This window comes from Streptomyces sp. BBFR25 (genome assembly GCF_044590125.1).
Taxonomy (GTDB): domain Bacteria; phylum Actinomycetota; class Actinomycetes; order Streptomycetales; family Streptomycetaceae; genus Streptomyces; species Streptomyces canus_D.
This window is the reverse complement of the sequence record NZ_CP172447.1, coordinates 8357187-8382205: the sequence shown is the minus strand read 5'-3', so window position 1 is coordinate 8382205 and position 25019 is coordinate 8357187. Positions and strand designations below refer to the sequence as shown.

At 68.8% G+C, this 25019-nt stretch carries 27 protein-coding genes and 1 pseudogene; 16 read left to right on the top strand and 12 right to left on the bottom strand.

Features of this window, described 5'->3' with window-relative positions; genetic code table 11:
• Positions 1-28 precede the first annotated feature (28 nt).
• Entirely contained in the window at positions 29-367 is a 339-nt protein-coding gene (locus ACGH52_RS37635; protein WP_193777915.1) for an STAS domain-containing protein, read from the bottom strand.
• Positions 368-768: 401 nt separating this feature from the next.
• Here ACGH52_RS37635 and ACGH52_RS37630 point away from each other — a divergent pair, with 401 nt between their 5' ends.
• Together ACGH52_RS37630 and ACGH52_RS37625 are read left to right on the top strand one after the other, a co-directional pair.
• A complete protein-coding gene (locus tag ACGH52_RS37630; protein ID WP_076972383.1) occupies positions 769-1323 on the top strand; it encodes a DUF6328 family protein in 555 nt (184 codons plus the stop codon).
• 280 nt (positions 1324-1603) lie between these two features.
• Positions 1604-1966, top strand: coding sequence for a helix-turn-helix domain-containing protein (locus tag ACGH52_RS37625; RefSeq protein WP_076972384.1), 363 nt, complete (start codon positions 1604-1606; stop codon positions 1964-1966).
• Positions 1967-2971: 1005 nt separating this feature from the next.
• Here ACGH52_RS37625 and ACGH52_RS37620 read toward each other — a convergent pair.
• The 4 genes from ACGH52_RS37620 to ACGH52_RS37605 all read right to left on the bottom strand — a co-directional run bounded on the left by ACGH52_RS37620 (position 2972) and on the right by ACGH52_RS37605 (position 7036).
• Complete coding sequence (locus ACGH52_RS37620; RefSeq protein WP_076972385.1) at positions 2972-3433, bottom strand: SRPBCC family protein; 462 nt, start codon at positions 3431-3433, stop codon at positions 2972-2974.
• 282 nt (positions 3434-3715) lie between these two features.
• The gene (locus ACGH52_RS37615) at positions 3716-4297 is read right to left on the bottom strand and encodes a TetR/AcrR family transcriptional regulator (RefSeq protein ID WP_399946115.1); all 582 of its coding nucleotides are present in this window, start codon (positions 4295-4297) and stop codon (positions 3716-3718) included.
• A 627-nt stretch (positions 4298-4924) separates the two neighbouring features.
• Complete coding sequence (locus ACGH52_RS37610; protein WP_399946113.1) at positions 4925-5836, bottom strand: SDR family NAD(P)-dependent oxidoreductase; 912 nt, start codon at positions 5834-5836, stop codon at positions 4925-4927.
• A 666-nt stretch (positions 5837-6502) separates the two neighbouring features.
• A complete protein-coding gene (locus ACGH52_RS37605) occupies positions 6503-7036 on the bottom strand; it encodes an EF-hand domain-containing protein (RefSeq protein ID WP_121704638.1) in 534 nt (177 codons plus the stop codon).
• A gap of 325 nt (positions 7037-7361) precedes the next feature.
• Between ACGH52_RS37605 and ACGH52_RS37600 the strand changes: the two genes are divergently transcribed.
• The 4 genes from ACGH52_RS37600 to ACGH52_RS37585 all read left to right on the top strand — a co-directional run bounded on the left by ACGH52_RS37600 (position 7362) and on the right by ACGH52_RS37585 (position 10977).
• Positions 7362-8117 carry a (5-formylfuran-3-yl)methyl phosphate synthase gene (locus ACGH52_RS37600; protein WP_399946110.1) on the top strand — a complete coding sequence of 252 codons (756 nt, stop codon included), beginning with the start codon at positions 7362-7364 and terminating at the stop codon, positions 8115-8117.
• A 14-nt stretch (positions 8118-8131) separates the two neighbouring features.
• Positions 8132-9235: an NAD(P)-dependent alcohol dehydrogenase gene (locus ACGH52_RS37595; RefSeq protein WP_399947024.1), complete on the top strand. Its 1104-nt coding sequence runs from the start codon at positions 8132-8134 to the stop codon at positions 9233-9235.
• Positions 9232-10152, top strand: a complete 921-nt coding sequence (locus ACGH52_RS37590) for a class I SAM-dependent methyltransferase (RefSeq protein WP_399946107.1) — start codon at positions 9232-9234, stop codon at positions 10150-10152. The genes ACGH52_RS37595 and ACGH52_RS37590 overlap by 4 nt, the downstream gene beginning before the upstream one ends.
• A gap of 162 nt (positions 10153-10314) precedes the next feature.
• Entirely contained in the window at positions 10315-10977 is a 663-nt protein-coding gene (locus ACGH52_RS37585) for a M15 family metallopeptidase (protein WP_121703463.1), read from the top strand.
• A 27-nt stretch (positions 10978-11004) separates the two neighbouring features.
• Here the strand turns inward: ACGH52_RS37585 and ACGH52_RS37580 are convergent, their stop codons facing one another.
• Positions 11005-12120: an IS630 family transposase gene (locus tag ACGH52_RS37580; protein WP_399946104.1), complete on the bottom strand. Its 1116-nt coding sequence runs from the start codon at positions 12118-12120 to the stop codon at positions 11005-11007.
• 122 nt (positions 12121-12242) lie between these two features.
• On the opposite strand from ACGH52_RS37580, the gene ACGH52_RS37575 reads away from it, so the two are divergent.
• Positions 12243-12596, top strand: coding sequence for a hypothetical protein (locus ACGH52_RS37575; RefSeq protein WP_399946102.1), 354 nt, complete (start codon positions 12243-12245; stop codon positions 12594-12596).
• 99 nt (positions 12597-12695) lie between these two features.
• Here ACGH52_RS37575 and ACGH52_RS37570 read toward each other — a convergent pair.
• Positions 12696-12838: pseudogene (locus ACGH52_RS37570) on the bottom strand (AAA family ATPase); the annotation flags it as partial.
• 113 nt (positions 12839-12951) lie between these two features.
• Positions 12952-13278, bottom strand: a complete 327-nt coding sequence (locus ACGH52_RS37565) for an FHA domain-containing protein (RefSeq protein WP_399947021.1) — start codon at positions 13276-13278, stop codon at positions 12952-12954.
• 398 nt (positions 13279-13676) lie between these two features.
• On the opposite strand from ACGH52_RS37565, the gene ACGH52_RS37560 reads away from it, so the two are divergent.
• The gene (locus ACGH52_RS37560; RefSeq protein ID WP_399946099.1) at positions 13677-14192 is read left to right on the top strand and encodes a hypothetical protein; all 516 of its coding nucleotides are present in this window, start codon (positions 13677-13679) and stop codon (positions 14190-14192) included.
• A gap of 252 nt (positions 14193-14444) precedes the next feature.
• A complete protein-coding gene (locus ACGH52_RS37555; protein ID WP_399946097.1) occupies positions 14445-14819 on the top strand; it encodes an ATP-binding protein in 375 nt (124 codons plus the stop codon).
• A 519-nt stretch (positions 14820-15338) separates the two neighbouring features.
• On the opposite strand, the gene ACGH52_RS37550 is transcribed toward ACGH52_RS37555, so the two are convergent.
• The gene (locus tag ACGH52_RS37550) at positions 15339-15674 is read right to left on the bottom strand and encodes an ArsR/SmtB family transcription factor (RefSeq protein ID WP_399946095.1); all 336 of its coding nucleotides are present in this window, start codon (positions 15672-15674) and stop codon (positions 15339-15341) included.
• Between the two features lie 170 nt (positions 15675-15844).
• Between ACGH52_RS37550 and ACGH52_RS37545 the strand changes: the two genes are divergently transcribed.
• Positions 15845-16987 (top strand): FAD-dependent monooxygenase, encoded by a 1143-nt coding sequence (locus tag ACGH52_RS37545; RefSeq protein ID WP_399946093.1) that lies wholly within the window; start codon positions 15845-15847, stop codon positions 16985-16987.
• Between the two features lie 299 nt (positions 16988-17286).
• Here ACGH52_RS37545 and ACGH52_RS37540 read toward each other — a convergent pair whose 3' ends face one another.
• From ACGH52_RS37540 to ACGH52_RS37530, 3 genes are all read right to left on the bottom strand, one after another.
• Positions 17287-18552, bottom strand: coding sequence for a hypothetical protein (locus ACGH52_RS37540; protein ID WP_399946091.1), 1266 nt, complete (start codon positions 18550-18552; stop codon positions 17287-17289).
• Between the two features lie 127 nt (positions 18553-18679).
• Entirely contained in the window at positions 18680-19141 is a 462-nt protein-coding gene (locus tag ACGH52_RS37535; RefSeq protein ID WP_399946088.1) for a peptidase dimerization domain-containing protein, read from the bottom strand.
• 228 nt (positions 19142-19369) lie between these two features.
• Complete coding sequence (locus tag ACGH52_RS37530; RefSeq protein WP_399946086.1) at positions 19370-20197, bottom strand: helix-turn-helix transcriptional regulator; 828 nt, start codon at positions 20195-20197, stop codon at positions 19370-19372.
• 126 nt (positions 20198-20323) lie between these two features.
• Here ACGH52_RS37530 and ACGH52_RS37525 point away from each other — a divergent pair, with 126 nt between their 5' ends.
• The 6 genes from ACGH52_RS37525 (at position 20324) to ACGH52_RS37500 (ending at position 25015) form a co-directional block, all read left to right on the top strand.
• Positions 20324-20767: a nuclear transport factor 2 family protein gene (locus ACGH52_RS37525; protein ID WP_193777918.1), complete on the top strand. Its 444-nt coding sequence runs from the start codon at positions 20324-20326 to the stop codon at positions 20765-20767.
• Complete coding sequence (locus ACGH52_RS37520) at positions 20767-21609, top strand: NAD(P)H-binding protein (protein ID WP_399946083.1); 843 nt, start codon at positions 20767-20769, stop codon at positions 21607-21609. Before ACGH52_RS37525 ends, ACGH52_RS37520 begins: the two co-directional genes overlap by 1 nt.
• A gap of 287 nt (positions 21610-21896) precedes the next feature.
• Positions 21897-22913, top strand: coding sequence for a serine hydrolase (locus ACGH52_RS37515; RefSeq protein ID WP_399947018.1), 1017 nt, complete (start codon positions 21897-21899; stop codon positions 22911-22913).
• Between the two features lie 104 nt (positions 22914-23017).
• Positions 23018-23791: an SDR family oxidoreductase gene (locus ACGH52_RS37510; RefSeq protein ID WP_076972397.1), complete on the top strand. Its 774-nt coding sequence runs from the start codon at positions 23018-23020 to the stop codon at positions 23789-23791.
• A gap of 30 nt (positions 23792-23821) precedes the next feature.
• Entirely contained in the window at positions 23822-24142 is a 321-nt protein-coding gene (locus ACGH52_RS37505; protein WP_076972398.1) for a nuclear transport factor 2 family protein, read from the top strand.
• A 45-nt stretch (positions 24143-24187) separates the two neighbouring features.
• Positions 24188-25015, top strand: coding sequence for a MerR family transcriptional regulator (locus ACGH52_RS37500; protein WP_210975974.1), 828 nt, complete (start codon positions 24188-24190; stop codon positions 25013-25015).
• The last annotated feature ends 4 nt before the right edge of the window (positions 25016-25019 follow it).

The window sequence follows — 25019 nt, the reverse complement described above, 5'->3', positions numbered from 1 at the left end:
TCCGACCTCCCGGCCAGGAACGCGGGACCTAGCAGGCAGCGGCTTCCTCTACTGTCGCCCGCACCTTGAGAAGCGTGTCGACCCCGGTGATGTCGAGAAGGCGGCGCAACTGCTGTGTCGGGGCGGCCACTCGGAGGTCGACGGATCGTCGGGTGAGGATCAGCAGGTTCAGGAGGGTCGAGTCGGCGAAGGTGATGCCGGAAGCATCCAGAACCACCTTCGATTGCTCTCTCGCCGCCGCGGCCAATGCCTCCGACAGAGGCGTGATCGAGTACAGATCGTACGCGCCACGCGCACCGACGACCCGGACACCGCAACACTCGTACTGCGCCACCGAGGTCTGGTCGAGCCCCTGTGGCTGGAGCATGCCAGCGTCCGTGCACTCAGTGACCGCCTCATGCAAAGACACCTTCGGCCCCTCCCGCGCACACAACCCAGTCATCCATTACACGAAAAGTATGTCATGTAGTTTGGTTCGTGCAAAGACGGCCCAGTAGAACACCATGCAAGCTCGAAGCGCCCGAAGCTCATCCCGGATGGGCCTTCGCCACCAGCCCCGCTCGCGCTGGTGGCCATCGACATCGCCAGCCACCTCCGCCTCATCGAACGCGCCGTCCAGCGGGACATCTCCCACACAGCAGGCATGACCGCGGCCCCTTCCTCTCCCTGCTCGTACAGGACGAAACCCATCGCACCATCGCTGTCTGCGGCATGCGACCAGCTTCAACGGGCAGATGAACGGACCACAAACGAAGGGGAACTACAAACATGACGACGGAGTCGATCGGGCGGCCGGAGGCAAGGGCCGGCGGGTGCTGTACGTGCGCAGGGCACGGCGACGTCGCCACGGACGAAGCACCGGAGACGCCACGCGAGCGGGTCAACCGTCGCTGGAACGAGATCATGCAGGAGACGCGCGTCGCTCAGACAGGAGTCCAGATCCTTTTCGGCTTCCTGCTCAGTGTCGCTTTCACCCCGCTCTTTCACGACCTGGACACCTTCGACCACGCCGTCTACGTCACCACCGTCATCTCGGGCGCCACGGCCACCGCGTGTCTCATCGCCCCGGTCTCCATCCACCGCTTCCTCTCGGGGCAGCGGATGAAGGACGAGATGGTCGAGGTGGCGCACCGGCTGATGATGGGCGGCATGCTGCTGATGGCCCTGACCATCGGATGCACCCTGCTCCTGATCCTGCACGTCGTGGTGCCAGGGCTCATGGCGCAACTGTTGGTCGGCGGCGTGATGGTGTGGTTCGCGCTGTCGTGGTACGCCCTGCCCTTGTGGCTTCGCCACCGGTCCGCCCGCCGTACGGCCCGTTGACGGGGTTCACAGTCCGCAGCAGAAGCGAAAAGAAGTAGCGAAATAAGGAACAAGTGATGTCACACCCGCAGATTCGCCATGGAGAGCAGGCCGTTGGCAGGACGGCTCCTCCCAAGCCGCAATGGCAGAACCTCTTCACGGCCCCCGTCTATGGGCCCGAGGTCAGCGAGGACCTCGCGCATGACGAAGCACTACTCCCCCGACGTCCGCGACAGCGCCGCGGTGGACGGGGTCGTATCCGGGCCGTCTGAGCAGCCGGGAAGATTAGTAGCATCAGTGCATGGCAGAGGTACCTGAAGCTCACTTCGGATGGACGTTCGTCACCAACCACGCCCGCGTGCTGGCGGCCATCGCCGACAACCCGAACATCCGGATCCGCGACATCGCCGCCCACTGCCGCCTCACCGACCGCGCGGTCCAGCGGATCATCTCCGATCTCGAACAAGAGGGATACCTCTCCCACACCCGCGACGGACGCACCAACACCTACCGCATCCAGTCGGACAAGGTTCTGCGTCACCCCGCCGAAGCAGGCCTGACCGTGGCCTCCCTCCTCTCCCTGCTCGTACAGGACGAAACCGACCGCGGACGAGCGTCCGGCACCACGCTGTCCCGCTATTCCCACGCGAGCAGTGCGCGATAGGTGCGGTGTCGCAGTCCGCACGCGGCGTGCTCCCATGACGGGTGGGGTCCCCTGCCTGCGGCTTCTCCCGCGCCTCTTCCGCCGCCTTCCCAGGCCCGAAGCAGTTTCGTAGGCGCGGCTGTCTCGTGCACCTAACACGGTTGTTCGGCGTCGGCAGGGGCTCGCGGGGGCGCCGTCCACCGGTATGCGGCTGCCGCTGCCCCGCTTCACGTCGAGGGCGATACCGCCGACCTCACCCTGCGTCCGCCGTCCCACCCGCGGAAGGTATGTGCATGGCAACTCGCTTTCGCCGGCGCGTGTTGCACCTCCACCGCATGCCCTGAATACCCGCCGTGATGGGCGGTCCTCGGTGGCGCGACGGCCTGACGCCAGACGACTCTCGCGGGCCCCAGGACCGGCCCGCCTGGTGCCCTGCACCGCATCACGTTGGACGACGTGAGAACGTCCGCCATCGTGTTGGACGACGACGGCGCCATCGTCGGCAGTCAATGACGCGGCCCTCAGGATGCTGGGCAGAAGCCTCGTGGAACTGGTCGCAGAGGACTTCCACGACCTGCTGCACCGGGACGCCCATGGACACACCTGCGTGCCTTCGCCTGGTCCCAGCCAACGGCCGACCTCAGTGCCGTGGTCAAACAGCTCGACGAGGCCGTGATGCACATCGCCGAGGCCTCCATGGTGACCATGATCCTCGGCAGGATCTGGCGCGGTGACGACGATCTCTGGCACCCGCGCTGGACGAACGCCGGCCATCCGCCGCCCCCCTCGGCACCGGGGCCGACAGACCACGCCCCGGCACCGTCACCGTCCTGCCGCCTCGCCTTTGACTCCCCGATCCCACCGCCGCAAGGGGCGTTGCGGAGGAATGAAGGCCGGGCCGGGCGCAGCCTTCGTCCTGGTGGCGGCTGGCCGGAGACGCGGGCGGGTCCGCCCCCTTGCTGAGGGGCGGACCACTCGCGTTGTGTGGCCGTTCGGCCGGTGAGGCGCGGGACGGTGGTGGCGGGGTCACTCACCCGGCCTGATGCGCCCGCGCCAGGCGCCGGACTCGGCGCCGCGCTTCTCGATGTACTCCTTGAAGCGCTGCATGTCGCCCTTCACCCGTCGGTCGATGACTCCCAACATGTCGCCGGTCTTCTCCGCGACGCCGGTGGGCTCGACGTCCATGACGAGTTCGACCCGGGTGTGCGTGTCGTCCAAACGCTGGAAGCGGACCGTGCCCTTCTGGCTGGTGTCACCCGTGGTGGTACGCCACGTGATGCGCTCGTCGGGGAGCTGGTCGACGATCTCGGTGTCGAACTCGCGCTTCACACCGCTGACCTGGGTGATCCAGTGGTTGTGCCGCTCGTCGAGCTGCCTGACCTCCTCGACCCCCTCCATGAAATGCGGGAACTCCTCGAACTGGGTCCACTGGTTGTAGGCGGTGTGCACGGGAACCTCGACGTCCACCGCTTCCTTGACCGTGCTCATCTGAGAACTTCCCTCTCTGTCGCGATCGTTGCTGCCGAGGAGCTGACGTCCGGCCAGAGCCCTCGGCACGATGAGGCGAGTACCCGAGGACCACCCGTATAACGTCGAGCCGGGCGCCGAAGTCCGATCAGTAGACCCGCAACGGCAGCAACGCCCGACAATGGAGCCTGACCTGACCCCCGCAAACCGGAAGCCGGGTTCCTTGACGCCCCTTTTGGTACGCGCTTCCAGATGCCGCCGACAGCCCGGTTCCGTGTTCGCGAGATGGCGTGGTCTTTGAAGTCACTCGTTCAACGGCGCGGGACGCAAGCCCTCGAGCAGGGTGTCGAGGTAGCGGTGGGCGGTTCCGGTCTTGTCGGCGGGGGTGCCGCCGTGGACGTTCACGGCATGGGCGATGCCGCACATGAGCGGGACCAGGTCGCGGGCGGTGAGGTCTCGGCGGACGGCTCCGGCGTCACGGGCCCGGTCGAGGAGTTCGGTGCCGGCCGACGCGAGTGCCTCTTTGAGTTCCGTGGTCCGCGGCAGGGCGTCCACGAGGGCGGCGGCGACCGGGGGCAGAGCGGCATCGGTGAGCTGTGCTTCGAGGACGCGGGACAGGAAGCCCTCCAGCGCCCGCCAGGGGTCGGCGTCGGCCAGGGCCTGCTTGCCATGGTCGGCGAGGTCTTCGAGGCAGGGAGCGGCGACGGTCTCCAGTAGTGCCTCCGGGGAGGGGAAGTGCCGGTAGACGGTGGCGACCCCGAGGCCTGCCCGGTGTGCGACATCGTTGAGCTGCAGGGGGGTGCCCTGGTCGACCAGGGCACGGGCGATCGTAACGATCCGTTCCCAGTTGCGGGCGGCGTCCTTGCGCAGCGGTGCGGTCGTCATAGGGAGTGTCCAGGTTGCTCGTCTTGGTTCGCGGGCCCGTCAGGTGATCGTATCCGGGCGTTTCCGAGCGGGCGATGGCTTCGGGTCGTGGGCGGACTGCCTTGGCCGCCCACCACCCAGGTCAGTGAGCGTCGTTCTGCTTGGAGAGGAGAGCGGTGATGGTCTCCAGCCACTGGTTCGGCTGCTGGATGAACGGCGAGTGCCCCGTGGCCTGCCCGGCGGCCTGCACTCCGGAGGGCGGCGGCCGGTTCGCACTGGAGCATCGCCGGTACGAGGGAGCCAGCGGTGGTCATGACGAAGGGTCGGCGCGGTGGCAGCCACGAGATCGTCGCGGCCGTCCATCCGCAGCCCGGGGCATCCTGGGCGGAGGTGCCGGGGTGGGAGCGCGAGGGCGCTCGGTTTCGTGGACGTGAGGGAGGTCAGTGCCGGGGCGCTGACGGTCAGCTTGGTCAGGTACTGGGAGAAAATGAGGTGCGAGCGGAGGCCGCGCTCAGCACACGCGCGGTGCCCCGCCGCGGGTGCCGCAGGACGACCGCGCCGCTCAGCGATTACCCGCAGACGCGAAGGTGTCGAGTCCTTGCGGTGGCGGTGGGGCGCGCCGGTCATACGGTGGCATCGAGCCCGGGCTCAACCGAGGTGATCCGCGTTCGCTGGGGTGGCCACGGGGGCGTGGGCCTGGCTGAGCCGACGCACGGCGTCGGCGATGCGGGGGTCGGTCGCGGCACGGAACGGGGAGACGGGTTCGGCTGAGGGGCCGATGACTAGGCCGGTCCGGCCGGTCAGCGTGGGGTCGGTGGCGGCGGTGATGGAGGGCCGGGCCGCCGCGGACGCGGAGCCGGAGGTGGAGCGTTCGAACTGGCGGCGCACCAGCGGCCACACCAACCGCAACGGCGGGGAGACGATCTTCGGGTCGGTCAGGGTGCCGTTGGTCATGTCGGTCGCGGCGCCACCAGGATCGGCGGCGAAGACCGACACGCCCGTTCCCTGCACTCGCTGCGCCAGGTCGAGCGTGTAGGCGAGGTTGGCCAGCTTGGCACGCCCGTACCAGTGGAAGCCGTAGTAGCCTCCCGGGGGCTCGACGCCGTCGAAGACCCGCCTGGCGGCGCGGACCGCGGCCGACGTCACATTCACGACCCGGCTGGGCTCCCCGGCCGTGAGCGTGGGCAGCAGCAGCTCGGTCAGCAGGTACGGCGACAGGTGATTGACCACGAACGACGCTTCGATGCCGTCGATGTGCTGTCGTCGGGCGAACATCGCCCCCACGTTGTTGACCAGCACCGTCAACGGTTCCCCCGACGCCGCGTGCTCGGCGGCGAGCGTGTCCGCCAACGCGCGGACCTGGTCGAGCGAGGCCAGGTCGGCAGAGCGGAACCGGCCGGAGTGCGCGGGTCGCTCCGCGTTGATCCGCTGGACGGCCTTGGCGCCCCGGTCGGCGTCACGACCGATCACGGTGACGGCAAATCCCGCAGCGGCCAGTCCCACTGCCGTCTCCAGGCCGATGCCGCCTGTGCCGGCCGTGACCACGGCTGTCTTAGTCATGAGGCCCTCCATCCGTTCAACCGGATAGGTCATCCGCTTTAAGTGGGACGGTACCATAACCGGATAATCCATCCGGTTGAATGAGGGTCAGGGCGGGACGGTTCATCATCCGTCCTGACGGATATCCCGGCCTGCGGGTGAGTGCCGTCCTGGTCTCGCCGAAGATGCGGGTGCCGGCGAGCACGACGAACCGTGGCTACGCCTACTCTCTGCGGTCCAGGACGGCCACGCCAAGGCAGGCGCCGGCATCGCGCGGCTGTGCCGCCTGCCACGCGGCGACTACGCGTATTCCGGCGACCTCGCCCATGGCTCGACTGTCAGCATCGCGACCGCGACCGCCGACGCGCTCCGGTCAGCACACGACCGGCACAGCTCGAACGGGCGTTGAAGCAGCGCAGGACACGTTGTACGCATCGTGGTTCATCAGCTCCCCCATCGACTGCGCGAGTCGAACCGAGGACGGCAGGACGGCAGGACGGCATCTCGATGCGACGTGCTGGCTGCTGTGTCACACGTCCTCGGGGCTCGGCGACATCGAGTTCGGCACCGCCTGCATCCGCGTCGGCCGCCGCCGACCAGCTCGGTGTGCGGCATGCTGAAGCGCGGTTCCTCCGCCCGGACGGCGGAGCCGGAGCCCGGTTCGCACGGAGTGGGGCCCGGGCCGGGTCAGGTTGTCGGGGCGCCCGCCAGCAGGTCCGCGGGGACGCCTCCCTTGTCCGGCGCGTAGTAGTTCTTGATCTCGGCCTCCCAGACGTCCACCCGGATCCGGTCGGCGGCGTCGGGTCCGAAGGCCTCGAAGAGGGCCTCGATGTTGGGCAGGTCGAAGCCGACTCCTCTCATCATCCCGATGAACACCGGGCGGGTGACGGTGCCACTGCCGTCCACGTCACCGAAGCGCGCGAAGCCCGCCGCGAAAGCGTCCACAGCCTCGCTGAAGCGTTCCGGTGACAGGACGCACGCTTGGAACTCGTCGTAGGTGATCCGGCCGTCGCGGTTGGTGTCGAGTTCCTCGGCCAGCGTTTCCCAGTAGCGCTGGAAGCCGGCGCGCATCGCCTCGGTGCCGGCCTCGTCGGCGTCGGGCACCGCCGCGGCCACCCGGTCGCTCATGAGCTTGAAGTCGTCGGCTTCCAGGACCCCGTTGCCGTCGGCGTCGAACAGGGTGAAAACCAGTTTTACGCGTGTGATTGCTTCGGTGCGCATGTGTGCCCCTCCTGAGTCCGGGAGACGGCCGTGTGTCGGCCGAGCAGCAACTATGCGGGCCTGCGGGCCCGGTGTCCCGGGAAGACTGGCTGGTCAACATAAAGAGTGAAGATGGCACCACGTCGGCATGAACGTGACGCGGAGCCGGTTGAACCGGCGCGCACGGCGCATTGGTTCCAGGGGTAGCACCTCCCTCGGTTCTCGCGCGCCCTACCGGTGGTCGCGGGCGGCCGCTGATGATGAGCAGACCGCAAAAGACGCAAGCGTGTTCGCACACTCCTGCCTGCTTCCCGGGCACTGAGCGGTGTGCGGGAAGGAGTGCACGTTGTTACTTCTGATCTCCCCGGACAGCGTCGAGGAAGCCCTCGAGTGTGCGGAGGCGGCGCAGCATCTCGACATCGTCGATGTGAAGAGACCCGAGGAGGGCTCGCTCGGCGCCAATTTCCCGTGGGTCATCAAGGACATCCGGGGAGCCGTCCCCGCCGACAAACCGGTGTCGGCCACCGTCGGAGACGTGCCGTACAAGCCAGGCACCGTGGCGCAGGCGGCCCTCGGCGCGGTCGTCTCGGGAGCCACGTACATCAAGGTCGGGCTGTACGGGTGCACGATGCCCGCGCAAGGTGTCGAGGTCATGCAAGGGGTCGTCAGGGCTGTGAAGGACTACCGGCCGGACGCCTTCGTCGTCGCCTCCGGCTATGCCGACGCCCACCGCATCGGCTGCGTCAACCCACTCGCGATCCCCGACATCGCCCTGCGCTCGGGAGCCGACGCGGCCATGCTCGACACCGCGATCAAGGACGGGACAGGGCTGTTCGACCATGTACCGGTGGAGGTCTGCGCGGAGTTCGTGCGACGGGCCCACGAAGCCGGACTCCTCGCCGCGCTCGCGGGCAGCGTGAAGACCGGCGACCTCGGTGCGCTGACCCGCATCGGTACGGACATCGTGGGTGTGCGGGGAGCGGTCTGCGAGGGCGGCGACCGCAACACCGGGAGGATTCAGCCGCGGTTGGTCGCCGCATTCCGCGCGGAGATGGACCGGCACGCCCGGGAACACGCGGCAGCCGCCGTCGCCGCGGGCTGACCGCTGACATGTCGATGAGGTTCGAGGCGGCGGTCCTGCGTTCCTGCGAAGGCAGGTTCTCGGTCGAGGAAGTGCTGCTGCACGCAGGACCCGACCCCGACGAAGTACTGGTGCGGATCGCAGGCTGCGGGATGTGCCGGACCGATCTCGCCGTCCGGCGACCGGACAGCCGCTCACCGCTGCCGGCGGTGCTCGGCCACGAGGGTGCCGGAACCGTGGTACGGACCGGCGGACCGCACACCGGCCTGACCACCGGCGACCACGTCGTCCTGAGCTTCGACTCCTGCGGCCGCTGCCCGAACTGCCAGGGCGCCGCCCCCGCCTACTGCGACTCGTTCGCCGAACTCAACCTGTTCGGCGGACGCAAGGAGAACGCCGCCAGGTTCACCGACGCGGCGGGGGAAAGCCTGGCCCCGCGCTGGTTCGGCCAGTCCTCGTTCGCCGAGTACGTACTGGTCCCGGCCCGCAACGCCGTACGCGTCGACCCCTCCCTTCCCGTCGAACTGCTCGGACCGCTGGGTTGCGGATTCCTCACCGGCGCCGGGGCGGTCCTCAACTCCTTCGGCGCGGGGCCGGGCGAGACCGTGGCCGTGTTCGGCGCGGGCGCGGTGGGCCTGGCCGCGATCATGGCCGCCACGGCGGCCGGAGCGGCGACCGTGGCGGTCGACCGGTACCCCGAACGGCTCGTCCTCGCGGAGCGCTTCGGCGCCATACCCCTGCCCGTCACGACTTCCGACCTGTCCGACCGTATCCGCCGACTGACCGACGGCGGCGCGCACTACGCCCTGGACACCACGGCAGCCCCCTCGCTGATCAACGACGCGCTGCGGTCCCTGCGCCCGACCGGCCACCTCGGCCTGGTCGCAAGGCTGCACACCACCTTGCCGATCGAGCCGGGAGCGCTGGACCGCGGCAGGCGCCTCTCCCACATCTGCGAGGGGGACGCCGTGCCGCGCCTGCTGATCCCACGGCTGATCGGCCTGTGGCAGGCGGGCCGGTTCCCGTTCAGTGAGCTGATACGTACGTACCCGCTCTCCGACATCAACGAAGCCGAACGCGACTGCGCAGCGGGCCGTGTCATCAAACCCGTCGTGCTCCCGCGGGAGCGGAGCCGATGAACACATCCGTCAACGGAGGAAGCGTGGTCGGAACAGCAGAGCACGACAGTGGCGTCACGAGCGGGGTGGGGACGACCGCACTCCTGGTCGCCGCCGCACGGGCCATCGAAACGTATCGCGACGACAGTCTCGCCCAGGATGTCTTCGCGGAACACTTCGTGCTCGCCGCACCGGCCTCCCACGGCTGGCCGATCCGCTTGCACCAGGTACCGGACGGGGACGCGAACCCGCTGTGGGGGCGCTTCGCCCGCTACTTCGGTCTGCGGACGAGGGTCCTCGACGACTTCCTCCTCCAGTCGGCGCACACGACTGACACCCGTCAAGTCGTCCTACTCGGCGCGGGGCTGGACACGCGTGCCTTCCGGCTCGACTGGCCCGCCGGCAGCGTCTTCTTTGAGATCGACAGGGCGGAGGTCCTGGCCTTCAAGCAGGAGGTGCTCGACGGTCTGTCGGCCACCTCGAAGGCGGCGCGCGTCCCGGTCCCGGTGGATCTCCGCACCGACTGGGTCACCGCACTCGCCGCCTCCGGCTTCGACCCGGCCGCACCGAGCGTCTGGCTCGCCGAAGGGCTGCTGTTCTACCTCCCCGCCGTCGCCGAATCAGCCCTCATCGCACAGGTGGACCGGTTGAGCACACACGGCAGTGCCCTGGCCTACGAGGTCAAGCTCGAACCTGACCTGATGACCTACCGCGACAGCCCCCTGTACATCGCGACGGCCCAGCAGATCGGCATCGACCTACTCGACCTGTTCGCGAAGGAACCGCGCCCCGACTCCGCCGGCGCGCTGGCGAGCAAGGGCTGGTCCACGTCGATCCACACCCCCTTCGAATTCACCCACCGCCACGGACGCGGCCCCCTCCCCGAGGAGAACGACGCCTTGGCGGGCAACCGGTGGGTGTTCGCGCACAGGCCCTGAGCTTTCGCAGGCCGGGCCCGAGCCGCACAAAAGAGCGCAGGGACATCCGTACGGCCCGGTCGACGCCCGTGAGGAACAGGGAACGCGGGGCAGCAGCCGCCCGGCTAGTGCTGTGACCGGGAGGAAGGTTCGCCGGGGTGAGTCCTGCGGGATGATCGCCCCATGACTGAGATCGTGTTGATGTCGGACCCGAAAATCGCTGCCATACCTGTTGCTGAGTGCGGTGAACGTCTTGTGGACGTCCGCCGCGGCGACTCGCTGCTGGTCGATACACGCGAGCAGGACCCGACAAACGCCTTCGTGTACCTGCGGGAAGGCGTGCTAGAACGGCTGGTCAAAGCCCAGGCAATGCTTCCGCAGGGCTTGCGCCTGCTCTTCGTTGAGGGGTACCGGCCCCCTTCTCTTCAGCGGGAGTACTTCGAGGAGTACGTCGATCGTCTGCGAACTGCCCACCTCGATTGGTCCGCCGAGCAGATCCACTCGGCGGCGAGCCGGTATGTGTCACCACCCGACATCGCTCCGCATAGCGCTGGCGCAGCTGTCGACCTCACCCTGGCCGACGCCGACGGGCACGAACTGGACCTGGGCACGCGCATGAACGCGGACCCGGAGGAGAGCGAGGGTGCCTGCTACACCCATGCCGCCAACATCAGCGAGGAGGCCCGCGTCAACCGGAAGCTGCTGGGCACCGCGCTCACGGCTGTGGGGCTGGTGAATTACCCCACGGAGTGGTGGCACTGGTCGTTCGGGGACCGCTACTGGGCTTTGATCAAGGGAGAGGCCGCTGCCCTCTACGGTCCGAAAGAGATTGGCCTGTGCGGCTGACCGGCCCGGCCTTGCCAGATTGACGAGTCACACGGCGGCGGGACGCCCACCCCAGCGGATGCCTTTCTCGCTGCGGATGCGAGCGCGTTCGCGTCGTTGGGCGGCGAGGACGGCGGGGTGGCGGGCGTTCTTGTTGCGCCAGCGCAGGTAGGCACGGAGGGCGCGTGTCTGGACGGTGTGGTTGGGGTGGTGGGAGTTGGCGACGGTGAACTGCCGCAGAGGTCCGAAGTGGGCCTCGATCGGGTTGGCCCAGGACGCGTAGGTCGGGGTGAAGCACAGCTCGACATGGTTCTTCTTCGCGCAGCGCCGGATCGTCTCGCCTTTGTGGGCGGAGAGGTTGTCCAGGATGACGTAGATCGGGGCGCCGTCCGGGCGGGCCGCGCGGATCGACTTCAGTGCGGCCAGGGTGTTCGCGGCGCCCTTCTCTCGGCGGTTGACGCCCCACAGGGTGTCGTCGCCGATCGAGTAGCAGCCGTGGAAGTAGCGCACTCCGTGGGTGCGGTGGTAGGTCGCGGGGTGTCGCTCGGGGTGGCCGGCGGGTGCCCAGGACGAGCCGGCGGTGGGGCGGATGCCGAGCGGGCCGAACTCGTCGAAGGCGAACACGCGGTCGGGGAAGAGGTCCAGGACCTCTTCGATGCGGTCGAGCTTGGTGTCGCGGTCCGGGTCGGGGGACTCTTTCCAGGTCTTGGTGCGCTGGAAGGTGATGCCGCGGCGGGCGAGCAGGCCCCGTAACGCCTCGCGGCTGATCCGGATCATGCGGCCGGGGACTCGGCGCAGGTGGGCGGCGAGTTTGCGAAGGGACCAGCGGGTGAAGGGCTGGCCGAGTTTGGTTGGGCGGGTAGTAGCCGTCACCACGACGAAGTCCTCGTCGTCAGGACTGAGTAGGCGGGGACGGCCTCCCGCCCATCGAGGGTCCAGGCAGGCCAGGCCGATCTCGTTGAACCGATGGATCACATCCCGGACGGTATCCTCGTCGGCCTGCACCAGCTTGGCGATCACCGGGACCCGGTTCCCGCCGGCCGAGGCCAGCAGCATCATCGCACGCCGGTACCGCACCGAACTGGTACTTCCCCGGCGCACGATCTGCTGCAGCTTCTGACCTTCCTGGTCGGTCAACCTGCGCACACAGACAAGCTCAGCCACCACACCTCCGGCGATCGGATGAAACGTCACCAGACATCCAACCGCTGGAGCCGCCAAGCCGGCGAACCTTCCCGGTCACAGCACTAGTTGGCCAGTTGAGCGAGACCCGGCAGGGTTGGCACATGACACGCGATGACCTCTGCGAGATGCTCTCCGAGCAGACGCCTGCATGCGGCCCCGCGCGGGAGGCCCTGCTCTCCGGAGGAGCCTTCGACGTCTGGGAGGGCCTGGTCCCCGTCGGCCAGCTCTTCCACACCTACCGGGTTCGCCACCGGGTCGCGCAGAGGCACGGGCAACCAACGCTCGGCCTCGATGAGACGCTCGGCATTCTCGACGCCGCAGAAGACGAGGTTCTTCGCATCGGCTCGATCAGGACGGCAGATGGGCCTTGGGCGTTCGTGCTCTTCTTCAACGCCGCTGCCACGACAGTGCTGGCCTGCGCTGGCGTCGCCCGCACCTCGCACGACGGACACTGACAGAAGCCGAACACCCAGCTGGCCAACTACAACGCTCAGTGGCCAACTAGAACGCTCAGTCACAACCGCCAACCCGGTGAACCAATCCGGTCACAGCACTAGATAGCCGCGGTAGGTCATCTGGTCCTTCATCACCCGGTCGGCGATCTCGGTCAACTCGTTGCGGATCGAGGGCAGCCGCAGCATGCGGCAGGCGCGTCGGCGGCCTGTTCGGTCAAGCCTCGCTGGCGGGACACGGTCATTGTGCTCTGGACGTGCTCTCCTGAACCGGCGCAGAAGGCGGTGCCGGTCAAGTCTGCGCTCCGTCACGCGTCAGCCGTGCGACGGTTTCGGAGGTGGAGCGGGACCCTTCCCGTCAGACGACTGACACAGTGCTCCGGGTCGCCGGACAGCACCCCATGGACAAGCTCTGCGCTATGACCGGTGACCTCGCGGCCTGGGCGGCCTCCCGAACTTCGCACACGATGACAGCGGCCCTCAGGGAGCAGTGTCCGGCCAGGCCGCGTCGTCCTCCACCAACTCCAGATCCGGCGGTACGAGCGTCGAGGTGCATCATCCGGCCGCGGGGCAGACGGACCAGCTGCTGTCCGGTGTTGCGGAGCCACCACTGCCCCGAGCGGTACGTCAGCTCTCCATGCCGACGGCTCACCCGCAGGTCGTCGATGCCGACTCCCAGGTCCACGTCCGGCTTCTCGCCCTGTCCGAAACGCACCGTCAGCCCCGGGCGGGGCGGTGAGCTCGCCCGTGATCGTGCGGGCGTGCAGGACGCCGGGTGTGGTGGGCGCGACACCACACGCGAGGCTGGCGGAGAGGGGCATCAGTGGTCTCCTCGGTCGTGGGCTGCTCCACTCGATCGCAGGGCACACTGACGGGGTCTCCCCGGTCGGTCGCGGGACCCTTCACCCAGGGCTGGTCCGTCATGCCTGCGGCCGTCCCGCGCGTGTCCTGTACGGCCTGCCCACACAATGCAGTGCCCCACCGGGACCCCTCCCAACGGTTGTTGATGTACGGGTCACCAATCCTCGTGGCACACTGCGCCCACCGCGAACCATGATCGGTCCGGTGTTCGGAGGAGAAACAGTGCGAAGACTCGGCCTGACCAGCGCAGTGGTCACCATTCTGGTCGTCACCGGTTGCAGCGGGAGTCAGGACGGTGACGACGCCTCGGTGCAGCCTGCCGAGAGCGGGGCGGTCTCTGCCTCCCCGGCCGCAGGGCAGAGCAAGGCACCCGAGAAGAATCTGCGGCAAGCCGAGCGTGACGTGCAATTTGCTGTGGCCCCCGGCAAGTTGCGGATGCAGGACCAACGGCGCGGCTTCTGCATCGTGCACGGCACTGCACCGACCCGGAAGGTCCTCGGCAAGGCGGAGTTCGAGGCGATCCTCGCGCGTATGCAGAACCGTGGATGGCCGCTCGACGGCCGTGTTGAGCACTCTGACGACGCGACCTACGGGAAGATGAGCTTGGCTTACCTCAAGCCCGGTGATTGGAAAGTCACCATGGGCTCATCGCCGATGCCTGCGGAGGTGAGAGAGGCCTATGCCCCCAATGAGGGAGCGATCACCGTCTCCGTCTCCTGGAAGTGTCACGACGCCTGAGAACACCACCAGGCATGTGCGTCGCGCACCAGATGAATTCGCCGCGCGGGCACCGGCTACTACGCGGTAGGGCAGTCGGGAACAGCTTCGTGCTGTTCGCCCTCTTGGGGACCGTCGGTGAAGTAAGCCCTTCGAGGATGGCGAGCGCGTCATGGCGTACGCAGCGGGTAACAGTGACGCCGACGGAGGCAGAAAGGATTCACAGTGGACGAGTCATCAGTGCGGGCGGTGGGGTGGGCGCGCTCGCTGCCTATGAGGACCGGACCGAAGGCGGCACGAGACTGGGTACGGGAGCATTTGGCGGCCCTCGGTTGGACCCACAGCCTTGCGGGGACGGTGGACGACGTCCTGCTGACTGTTTCCGAACTGGTCACCAACGCCCACATCCACGGTCGCTCCAACGCCCGCCTCGTGATGACCTGGGACGGCCGGTGCCTGCACATCACCGTGCACGACGACAACACCGCTCCGCCCACACCTCGTGAGCCCAGCCGCGACCGCCTCGGTGGGCGCGGAATGCTCCTCGTCGACGCCTTGGCCGATGACTGGGAAGTGCGTCCTTGCCCTCACGGCAAGTCAGTAACCGCCTGCTTCTGTCCGTCGTCCCCTTCCCTCGAGTCCCACTGACGCGCGCCCTCAGTAACCGAACTCGCGTGAGCAAAATGACCGTACTTGCCCTGCTCAGCGTGTTACTGGCAGGCCCGCCAGCCCTCTTGCACGTCGCGTCCGCAGTCGATCCTCCGGCTGCGGAGCCTGTTCGGGCCACTGAAATCTCACGCACTGCTGAGGCGGGGGTGGCCGCTCTCCCCGCTCGCGTCTCTGGCGGCTCAAGTTCTTCTGGCGGGGCGGGCAGTACGAGCAGTGCGGATGGCATGGTGTGGTGGGTTGTGCCCGCCTTTACGGCCTCTGCGATGTACCGGTAGGCGGTCGTGGCGCCCACACCGAATCCGGCGGCCAGCCGGCGCCATCGTGTCCCTTGGGCGACCCCGCCCCCCCACCCCCAGTGGCCCTGCTCCGCACGCAGATTGAGGACACCGATCCCATTTGTGCCCGCGTCGTGCCCGGCTACCTGCGAGCCGGGCGCGGGCTGGATTCGGCCCAGCTCGCGGCTCAACTCGGACTTCCAACGGGTGCGCTCCGCTGTGCTCAGCGAGGAGCAGTACCGCCCTGGGACTCTGCGCCCAGGAGCGTGAGCAGCCCGGGGAATCTTTTCTCGATGTCCGCGCGTCGTAGCCGGATGCCCTTGCGGTTGCCGTAGTCGATTTCGTCAATGAGACCTGCCTCGCGCAGGACCCGGAAGTGGTGGGTCTGGGTCTGCTTCGAGATCGGAAGATTGAACGAGTTGCAGCCCCGCTCGCTGTCGCTGCGGTCGGCGGCCAACTCCGTCATCACCGAACGACGGTGCTCGTCGCCGAGGGCGCGAAACACCGCACCCAGATCGAGCGCATCGGCCTCCGGGCCGACCAGGCTCCTCCCGGCCACGCGACACCTCCTTCACGTATGACTTGCATCGTACCTGAGGGACATGCTTCCCTGAGGTACGAAAATGATCGTACCTTGGTCCGGCTGCACCTTCCCGTGCCGCCGCTCCCTCAGGCCCGGCCCGGCACTCGCCGCGGACCTGGTCATCGACACTCCTGGAGGTCATCGTCGTGAAGAAGCCCGAGGTGCTGATAGTCGGTGCCGGAATCGCAGGGCCCGCACTCGCGTACTGGCTGTCCCGGAATGGCTACCGGCCGACGGTCGTCGAACACGCCCGGCAGCTGCGCTCCGGTGGCAGCGCGATCGTCGTGAAGGGGCCCGCGATCCCGGTCGCCGAGCGCATGGGCATCCTCCCGCAGCTCCGCGAGCTCGCCACCCGCAATCGGTCGCTGACCCTGCTCGACCCCGGCGGCAGGCGAATCCTGCAGCTCCCGCTCACCTCGGACAAGGCGCCAACCGTCGAGGTGACCCGAGCCGACCTGTCCGAGGTGCTCCACCGGTCGGCGCAGCCCGAGGCCGAGTTCTTGTTCGACGACACGGTCACCGCTCTCGACCAGGACGGAGGTGGCGTCGACGTCACCTTCCGACGGTCCGCGCCACGGCGCTTCGACTTGGTAGTCGGTGCCGACGGGATGCACTCCACCGTACGGCGCCTGGTATTCGGCCCCGAGCGGCAGTTCGCGAGCGACCTGGGCCTGTACGGCGCGACCGTCCCGCTGGAACCCGACGCCATCGAGGACCCGACCGAGATGACGATGCTGACCGTGCCTAACCGGATGCTGGTCCTCCACCCCTCGCGGACCACCCCGCTCGCGATCTTCACCTTCCGGGCCGCGCAGCTGGCGCCCCACGACCGCAAGAACATCGCCCTTCACAAGCAGACCGTGGCCGACGCCTACGCCGACGTGCGGTGGCGGGCACCGGAACTCGTGGCGGCGTTCCTCGACCACCCGGCTCCGTTCTTCGACCCCCTGACCACCGTCCGGGTGCCCTCGTGGTCCCGCGGACGGGTCGTACTGCTCGGGGACGCGGCGGCGGCGACAGCCCTGCTGGGCGACGGGTCCAGCATGGCGATGGCGGGCGCGTACGCCCTCGCAGAAGAGCTCGCCGCCCATCCCGGTGATCACGCCCGCGCCTTCGCCACCTACGAGTCGCGGCTCCGCCGTGAGGTAGGCCCGCGGCAGCGACGCGTCGGCCTGCTCTCCAGGCTCATGGTGCCCCGCACCCGGCCGGGCCTCGCGGTGCGCAACACGGTGGGCCGCGCGGTCGGTCGCACGAACCGGATCGCCTCTCCCGAAGCCGCGAACCGGTAGCCCGGGCCCGCACCGTCCGCTCACCGATCGGTGCGCAGGTCCGTGGTAGCTCTGCCGGGTCGGCGCCGCCATGTCCGACGAGCGCGGCTCGACAAGGGCGCTGCCGGCGACTACACCCCCGCGACGCGGAGGTGAAGTGCTGGACGGACATGGCGTATCGAGGCGCCGACGGCACCACCCGGGCGCCCGTCCGCGGTCGGCGTCTCAAGCTGCGGCACCGTCGGCACCACAGCACCCAGGCCGGAATCCGTTGCCTCGGCGAGCGAGCCATGGCCACCCGGAAGGATTGGCGCCTCCCGTCAGACGACCGGACAGGCCTGCGGGCCGGAGGTGGTCAGTGTGGTGAGGTCGCAGTAGGCCGCCCTCGGGTAGTGGTCACCCATCACCTGCGCGGTGCGGGCCGGGCCGCTGCCGACGGGGACTTGCTGGATCGCCTCCGCGAAGTCCGGGTCGGCGAGCATGTTCCGGAGGATCAGCAGGTGCTTGTCGGTCGGTGTCGCGGCGGACAGCGGCAGGAAGGTGACGCCCGGAACGCTCTCGACAGTCGTTCGCTGTTGCTCCGTGCCGACGACGTACGTGTACGTGCCGTCGGCGGTGAGACGGGTGTCGGAGTCCGTGCGGCAGCCCGTGTTCACCGTGCCGTCGGGCATGGGGTTGGCGACGACCTCGCCGGGGCCCCACCACAGGTTGTCGCACATCGACCAGTACCGCACCCGGGCGTTCGGGTCGGGCCAGGGCCGGGCCCGGTCGCCGGTGGTCCCCGCGGGCGCCTTGCCGCGTACGACCAGGACCTGTCCCGGAGGCGGGGCGTCGAAGCCCGTTGCCACGTACGCGTTGTCGGGATTGGGGTACAGCCCGGAGCCGCCCAGCCGGGCGAAGGCCGGGCGGGCCGGTTCGCCGGCGCTGGAGAAGGCCCCGGGGCCGGTTCCGGCGGCATCCCGCGCGGACGTCGAGGGGGCGGCGGTCAGGGCGTCGTCGCAGGTCGCGACGCGTACGCGGTGGCCGTCGTGGAGGAAGGTGACCTTCGGCAGCCGGATCTCGCCGTGCGGCAGGTAGACGCGGTAGATCACCACCGTTCCCTCGGCGTCCTCCGGTGTTCCTGCGGGAGAGAGCGGCAGGGTGTTGCGCCGGCCGGTGGCACGGTCGGTGACCGACACCGTGAACTTGCCCCCGGGACGGCTGTGCTCCCGGTACGGGTTGTGGCTGCCCCGGTCGGGAGCGATGCGGTGGTCGGTCAGGACGGAGGGGGAGCCGTCGGGACCGGTGAAGCTGTCGCGGGAGGCGTCGTAGGAGGCGAACGAGGCGTAGCGGGCGTCGGGATAGCGACCGTCGAGCTCGATGGTGACACCCTCCCGTACCGTGTAGTGCAGCAGCCAGTACTGGGAGTTGCTGTCCGGGTACGCCACGTTGGACGAGCGGTGGCCCAGCGGGTGCCAGGCGCAGTCGGGGACGGCGGGTGCCGACGGCGCGTCGTGTCCCGGGCCGCCGGTCTGCGCCGCGGTGGCGGTCGTGGCCGTGGACAGGGCGAGAGCGACGGCGGGGACGAGGGGCTTCCAGTACGTCATGGGGCGGTCCTTTCCGGAGAGTTGCCGGTCGCGGGCGCGTTCAGCCATGCTCCGGCGGCGGTGAGGAGATGGCGGACCCCTGCGGCCACGGCGTGGGGTGCGGAGGGCGCGTAGCGCGGGGAGTGGTTCATGACCGTGCCCGGCGGGAGCGCTCCGCGTTCCAGGGCGGCGACGGCCTCGGCGTCGAAGCCGGCGGGGTCGGCGCCGCCGAAGTGGTAGAGGACCGAAGGGCACCCTGCGGCCGTCCCGAAGCGGCCGAAGTCCTCGCTGGCCGAGAGGGGGGCGGGCAGGACGTGACCCAGCGTGCCTGCGCCTCCGCCCGGACGATGCGCCCCAGGCCGGCAAGTGCCTCCGCGCGGGTCTGCTCGTCGAAGGTCCTGAGGCTGCACAGCAGTTCCGCCGTGTGCGGGATGACGTTCGGGACGGTGCCGGCGTGTACGGCACCGACGGTGAGGAGGGGCGAGGGAGCCAGCGGCGCGAACCGCGCGGAGAGCGTCTGCAGCCGCATGATCACGGCAGCCGCCATCACCACGGGATCGACGGCGAGGTGGGGCGTCGAGGCGTGGGCGCCCGCGCCGTGCAGGGTCACGCGGACGCTGTTTGTCTGTCCGGCAACGCTGCCCGCCGGGTAGAAGGTGAGGTCCGGTTCGTCGAAGCGGTGGCCCTTGGCTCCTCTGCTGCCACGACTGCGGTCGGCCGACGTCGCGCGGCGAGGGTGACCTCGGCCCGTTGGGCGCGGTCGCGACGTTGAGTATCAATGGCCACAGCGACCGACGAGATCTCTCGGCCGTGGTCAGTCTCCACGTAGGTGGTGGCGTCAAAGGCTCTTCAGTGCAGCGGCGCTGGGGCTGCCGACTTCTGCTGTGTACATCACCAGGAAGAAGCCGGAGCCGGGCAGGCTGAGTGTGTGCCGGTCGATTTCCAGTTCGCCCAGTGTGGGGTGATGCATGTTTTTTCGCACGTTGGCCATGGGGCGCACCGCGTGATTGCGCCAGCTGCTCGCGAAACCGGGATCGTGGGTTGCGAACTCGTTGATCAGCTCTGCGAGCGTTGCATCTGCGGGGCGCCGCACGCTGGCTGCGCGCAGTTGAGCGGCTGCCTGCTGAGAGAAATCGGACTCCGAACCGGGCGCGCCGGTGCAGAGGGTGTCGCGGAACCTCGTTGACATGCGTGTGGTGTTGCGCTCTTCAGGTGTGAGAAGAGAAAAGTCCGTAATCAGAGCAGCGGCTGCTGCGTTCCAGGCAACGATGTCCTGCCGGTCGTTGACGATGTAGGCAGGGATGCCGTCAAGTCGGAGGAGCAGTTGTCGGGCGTCCTGGGGTACGTGCTCTGGCGCGGCGTCGTTGTCTGCCGGCAGGACTTGTCCGGCCAGGCGGGCCAGATGGTCACGCTCTGCTTCAGTGAGCTGGAGAGCCGTCGCCAGTGCAGACAGCACCTGCGGTGAGGGCCTGGGTGCCCGTGCCCGTTCCAATCGTTCGTAGTAGCTCACCGACACCTGCGCCAGGGCGGCCACCTCTTCGCGGCGCAGTCCGGGTGTGCGACGGGCGCGGCGGCCCGGTGGAAGCGTCGCTTCGGCCGGCACGTCTTGTGGTCGCAGGTCCTCGCGGCGGCGGCGGAGAAAGGCTGCGAGTTCCTGGCTGCTCACTCCTCCATGCTGTCACAGGAAGGACAGTTGAGCCTCGCACTGCTGGTCCGGGGCTCAGCTGTCCGTTCCGCACCCACACGTCTGCTGTGCATGGTGGTCCGGTCGGTCTGTCGACTACGAGGAGACATGATGTCCAGCACGCCTGAGGAAATTTTTCGCCGCATGATCGACCTGATGCTGGCCAAAGACATGAATGCCGTGGCAGATCTGTGGGCGCCTGACGGAATCGCGGAATTCCCTTTCGCAGCCGGGAGTTCCCCTCGTGTTCTCCGCGGACGTGAAGAGATACGTGCCTATCTCGCTCACTATCCGGAGCTGATGGACATGAAGGAGGTGGCCGCGCTTACCGTGCGTCCCACGGATCAGACGGACACAGTCGTGGTGGAGTGGACGGCCACCGGCCGCACCGTGGCCACTTCCCAGCCCTACCGTCTGGACTACGTCGTGGTTCTCACGGTCCGCGACGGGCTGATCGCTCTGTACCGGGATTACTGGAGCCCGCTGTCTGCGGCTGCCGCTGCCGGGGGTCTCGCCGGGCTGATCAACTCGCTCGAAAGGAAGGGCGCCTGATGTCCGCAGTGCTCGTGACCGGAGGGACCGGCAAGACCGGCAAGGCGCTGGTGCAGGTGCTCCGCACCGCTGGTGTGCGGACTCGGGTCGCCAGCCGGAAGCCGGCCGCAGCCGATCCCGAGGCGATCCGCTTCGACTGGAACGACCCGACCACCTACGGACCCGCGCTCGACGGGACGGACCGGGTCTTCCTGCTTCCGCCGGTCGAGAGTGTGGACCCGCTGCCGCTGGTCGAGCCCTTCCTGCGCCAAGCGCGGCGGGCCGGTGTCCGGCGCCTCGTGATGCTCGGCTCCGCCCTCGTGCTGCCGAACGCGCCCAGCGCTGTGGAGATGGCCGCTCGGGTTCGGGCCCAGCCCGGAGGTGTCGTACTCCGCGCGTCCGGCTTCATGCAGAATTTCCTGCGCCCGCACCCCCTGGCCGAGCACATCCATCGGCACGGTGAGATCCGCACCGCTGCCGGTGACGGCAAGCTGGGGTGGGTCGATGCGCGGGACATCGCGGCCAGTGCCGCCGCGCTGCTGGCCGACCTGGGGATGGACGCTCGAAGCGACTATTTGATCACCGGGCCGCACGGGATGAGCTACCCACAGGCCGCGCAGATCATCACCGCGCAGACCGGCAAACAGGTCCGGGTGAAGCAAATTACGGAGGAGGAACAGGCTGCCGCCTACCATGCCTCCGGAATGCCGACCGATTTCGCTGCAGCGCTTGCCGCCGTTGAGCGCGGCATCAAGGAGGGCCGCGAAGAGCAGGTGAGCACCGCGGTGCTCGAACTGACCGGCCGACCGCCACGCGCCTTTTCCGAATTCGTCTCCGATCACGCGTACGAGTGGACGCAGTAGCGCCTGAACAGCAGCAATGTGCCGTTGCGTAGGAGCCACGCGGAAAGTGCACTCCGGTGTAGTCGCCGGTTGGCTCGAAGGAGGCTCCGCTTCGACACCGGCAGGAGGTCGGTGAGTGCGCTCGTGGCAGTGGCTCCTGCTTGACCATCTGTGACCTGATATGTGACGCCGGTAAGGTGTGAGGTGCGTCTCGTCATCCGGAACAAGGGACCGGTCGACGACCAGGAACGGACGCACCGTCGAGATGTCTAGTGATCTCGAACTTTGATTCGATTATCATCTCACCCGTGCATGAGACCCCACCTGTTCGGCGACGCGGCCGCTCTCGCCGGGAGCAACGACGTCGCCGCAGGGCCAGGCGACGCCGCATAACGTGGACCGTCACGGCGGTCGTGATCGTGATCGGCGGTGCCACCACCTATGCCATCACCGGGAGCGACTCCGGTGAGCCGTCCGCTTCCGCCCGGGCGAAGGCTCCGTCCCCGTCGGCCGTCTCGGCCCGGGCGAAGGCAGGCGAGGCGCCCGCGGACGCGCCGAAACCGTCGCCGTCGCCCACCTCCACACGGAAACCGTTCGATCTCGGGCCGGCTCTGGCGCCCGTGACCGCGCTCTTCGGCGACAACCGGATGTCCGTGGCGATGCTCGATGTCGAGAGCGGTGCCATGGCGACGTACGGGCACGACGCCTTCGACACCGCCAGCATCGTGAAGGTGGACATCCTGGCGACCCTGCTGCTTCAGGCGCAGGACCAGGGGCGGAGGTTGAGCACCGAGGAGCGCGCCCAGTCCGCTGCCATGATCCAGAAGAGCGACAACGAATCCACCAGTGCCCTGTGGACCCGGATAGGCAGCGCCTCGGGGCTCGACGCGGCCAACGAACGGCTCGGCCTGTTGCAGACACAGGGCGGTTCAGGGACCGTGTGGGGCATCACCCAGACCACAGCGGAAGATCAGATACGCCTGCTCCAGTCCGTGTTCGGGGACAAGTCGCCCCTGAGCGAGGCGTCGCGGGCCTACATCCAGGACTTGATGCTGCACGTCGTGGGAAGCCAGACCTGGGGCGTGTCCGCGGCAGCCGACTCGGGCACGACCGCACTGAAGAACGGGTGGCTCAAGCGGACCCAGACCAAGAAATGGGACGTCAACAGCATCGGCCGGATACAGCATGAGGGCCGCGTCTACCTCATGGCGGTACTTCTCAACGGCTGCAGCACCCAGGAGGTCGGCATCAGCATCGTGGAGCAGGCGTCGCGTGCGGCCGCTACCGCGTTCTCCCGGAAACTCGGGGAGAAGTCCACCACCTGACGCCCCGGCCCGAACCCGGGACCGTGTCGACGCCTCGACGGGATCGGAGGCAGGCCGCTGCCGGGCTTGAGTCTCCCCCCGGGAGAGGGCCCACGCTGGCGGACATGAACAGCAATGATCTCGACGAACGCGTCGCCGTGGTGGCGGGCGGCAGCAAGGGAGCCGGGCTGGCGACGGCACGGCTGCTGCGGGAGGCGGGGGCGAGGGTCGTCTCCATCGCCCGCACGGCTCCGGAGACGGCCGACGTGGCCTTCGTGCCCGCCGACCTGAGCACACCCGAGGGCGTCAAGGCGTCGTCCGAGGCCGTGGCCGGGCTGGTCGGCGTGCCGGACATCCTGGTGCACGTCGTGGGCGGCTCCCGCTCTCCGGCCGGTGGATACGCGGCGCTCGACGACGAGCGGTGGACGCAGGAACTGTCACTCAACCTTCTGCCCGCGGTCCGGCTCGACCGCGCGATCGTCCCCGGCATGGTGGCTCGTGGTTCGGGCGCGGTCGTGCACGTGACCTCCATCCAGCGCCGGATGCCGCTGCACGACTCGACCCTGGCCTACGCCGCGGCCAAAAGTGCTCTGACCACGTACAGCAAGGGTCTCGCCAACGAGGTGGCCCCGGCGGGTGTCCGGGTCAACTCGGTCGCTCCCGGCTTCATCCGCACCGACGGCGCCGAGGGGCTACTCGCCCGCCGGATGAGCGAGGGCGGCATCACCCGCGAGGCCGCGCTCGACGAGCTGATGCGCGTACTGGGCGGCATCCCGCTGGGACGGCCCGCGGAGCCCGAAGAGGTCGCCGAGACGATCGCCTTCCTGGTCTCGGACCGTGCCGGTGGTATCACCGGGTCCGAGCTCGTGGTCGACGGCGGCACCATCCGCACCGTGTGAACCTTCACCCTCACGACATGGGAGACAGCCGTGCAGGACATCCGTGCCTTCGTCGAGGAGTACGTCGCCGCGGCGACGGGACCCGACCACGAGCACTACATCGCTCTGTTCCACGACGACGCCGCCGTGCACGACGACGGGCGCAGCCTGAGAGGGCTCGCGCAAGTGCGAAGGTGGCGCGAGGAGACGCCGAACGTCGACTACGACCTGCTGGAGGTGGCCGGCACTCCTGCCGCCTGCCGAGCCGTCGCGCAGATCTCCGGGGACTTCCCCGGCAGCCCGGTCACCCTCCGCTTCGCCTTCGAGCGCGACGCACGGGGGAAGATCACCGTGCTGACCATCACCCCCTGACCCCGCGCGGCCGGACGACGGGCCGCCCACGAGGAGGAGCGCGCCATGGCGGACAGACTCACGATCGGGGAGTTCTCCCGCATCACGCACCTGAGCATCCGCATGCTCCGCCGGTACCACGAGCAGGACCTGCTCGTCCCCGCCGAGGTCGACCCGGACACCGGCTACCGCTACTACTCCCCCACGCAGATCCGCCCGGCGCTGACCGTCAGGCGCTTCCGTGACCTGGACCTCCCGCTGGCGGACCTGCGGCGGTTCCTCGCCGCCGAGTCCGCGGACGGGCCGGACGACGGCACCGCGCAGCAGGTCGTCGCGGCCCACCTCCGCAGGCTCGAGGACCGGCTCGGCCGCACCCAGCGGGCAGTCGAAGCGCTCCGGGAACTCCTCGACCCGGAGGCGGAGCGGGCGGTGGCGCTGGAGGAACTCCCCGCTCGGCACGTCCTGGCGGTGTCCCTCGACGTGCCGGAGGGAGCAGACCTCGGCTGGTACGACGAAGCCATGCGGGACCTGGACGCGGCAGCGGGCGAGCGCTCCGTCCTGCCACCGGGCGGTCGGTACGAGCACACCCTGTTCACCGAAGGCCACGGCCGCGCCACCGTCTACGTTCCCTTCGACGCACCGCTGCCACCGGAGGTGCCGGGCACGGTGCGCGAGCTGCACCTGCCGAGGCGTACGGCCGCGGTCGCCACCCATCAGGGACGGCACGACGACCTCGACCTGACCTACGGCGCCGTGGGTGCCTTCGCCGCCCGCAACGACCTGCGCTCACAGGACCTGGTCGAGGAGGTCTACCTCGTGGGGCCGCGCGACACCGACCGGCCCGAGCGGTGGCGCACCCTCGTGGCGTGGCTGATCGCTCCGGAGAACGGCTGACCCG

Coding starts and splice junctions, on each gene's coding strand:
- ACGH52_RS37635 (WP_193777915.1), bottom strand. CDS start 367: ATGCTCCAGCCACAGGGGCTCGACCAGACCTCGGTGGCGCAGTACGAG.
- ACGH52_RS37630 (WP_076972383.1), top strand. CDS start 769: ATGACGACGGAGTCGATCGGGCGGCCGGAGGCAAGGGCCGGCGGGTGC.
- ACGH52_RS37625 (WP_076972384.1), top strand. CDS start 1,604: ATGGCAGAGGTACCTGAAGCTCACTTCGGATGGACGTTCGTCACCAAC.
- ACGH52_RS37620 (WP_076972385.1), bottom strand. CDS start 3,433: ATGAGCACGGTCAAGGAAGCGGTGGACGTCGAGGTTCCCGTGCACACC.
- ACGH52_RS37615 (WP_399946115.1), bottom strand. CDS start 4,297: ATGACGACCGCACCGCTGCGCAAGGACGCCGCCCGCAACTGGGAACGG.
- ACGH52_RS37610 (WP_399946113.1), bottom strand. CDS start 5,836: ATGACTAAGACAGCCGTGGTCACGGCCGGCACAGGCGGCATCGGCCTG.
- ACGH52_RS37605 (WP_121704638.1), bottom strand. CDS start 7,036: ATGCGCACCGAAGCAATCACACGCGTAAAACTGGTTTTCACCCTGTTC.
- ACGH52_RS37595 (WP_399947024.1), top strand. CDS start 8,132: ATGAGGTTCGAGGCGGCGGTCCTGCGTTCCTGCGAAGGCAGGTTCTCG.
- ACGH52_RS37590 (WP_399946107.1), top strand. CDS start 9,232: ATGAACACATCCGTCAACGGAGGAAGCGTGGTCGGAACAGCAGAGCAC.
- ACGH52_RS37585 (WP_121703463.1), top strand. CDS start 10,315: ATGACTGAGATCGTGTTGATGTCGGACCCGAAAATCGCTGCCATACCT.
- ACGH52_RS37575 (WP_399946102.1), top strand. CDS start 12,243: ATGACACGCGATGACCTCTGCGAGATGCTCTCCGAGCAGACGCCTGCA.
- ACGH52_RS37555 (WP_399946097.1), top strand. CDS start 14,445: ATGAGGACCGGACCGAAGGCGGCACGAGACTGGGTACGGGAGCATTTG.
- ACGH52_RS37540 (WP_399946091.1), bottom strand. CDS start 18,552: ATGACGTACTGGAAGCCCCTCGTCCCCGCCGTCGCTCTCGCCCTGTCC.
- ACGH52_RS37525 (WP_193777918.1), top strand. CDS start 20,324: ATGATGTCCAGCACGCCTGAGGAAATTTTTCGCCGCATGATCGACCTG.
- ACGH52_RS37520 (WP_399946083.1), top strand. CDS start 20,767: ATGTCCGCAGTGCTCGTGACCGGAGGGACCGGCAAGACCGGCAAGGCG.
- ACGH52_RS37510 (WP_076972397.1), top strand. CDS start 23,018: ATGAACAGCAATGATCTCGACGAACGCGTCGCCGTGGTGGCGGGCGGC.
- ACGH52_RS37500 (WP_210975974.1), top strand. CDS start 24,188: ATGGCGGACAGACTCACGATCGGGGAGTTCTCCCGCATCACGCACCTG.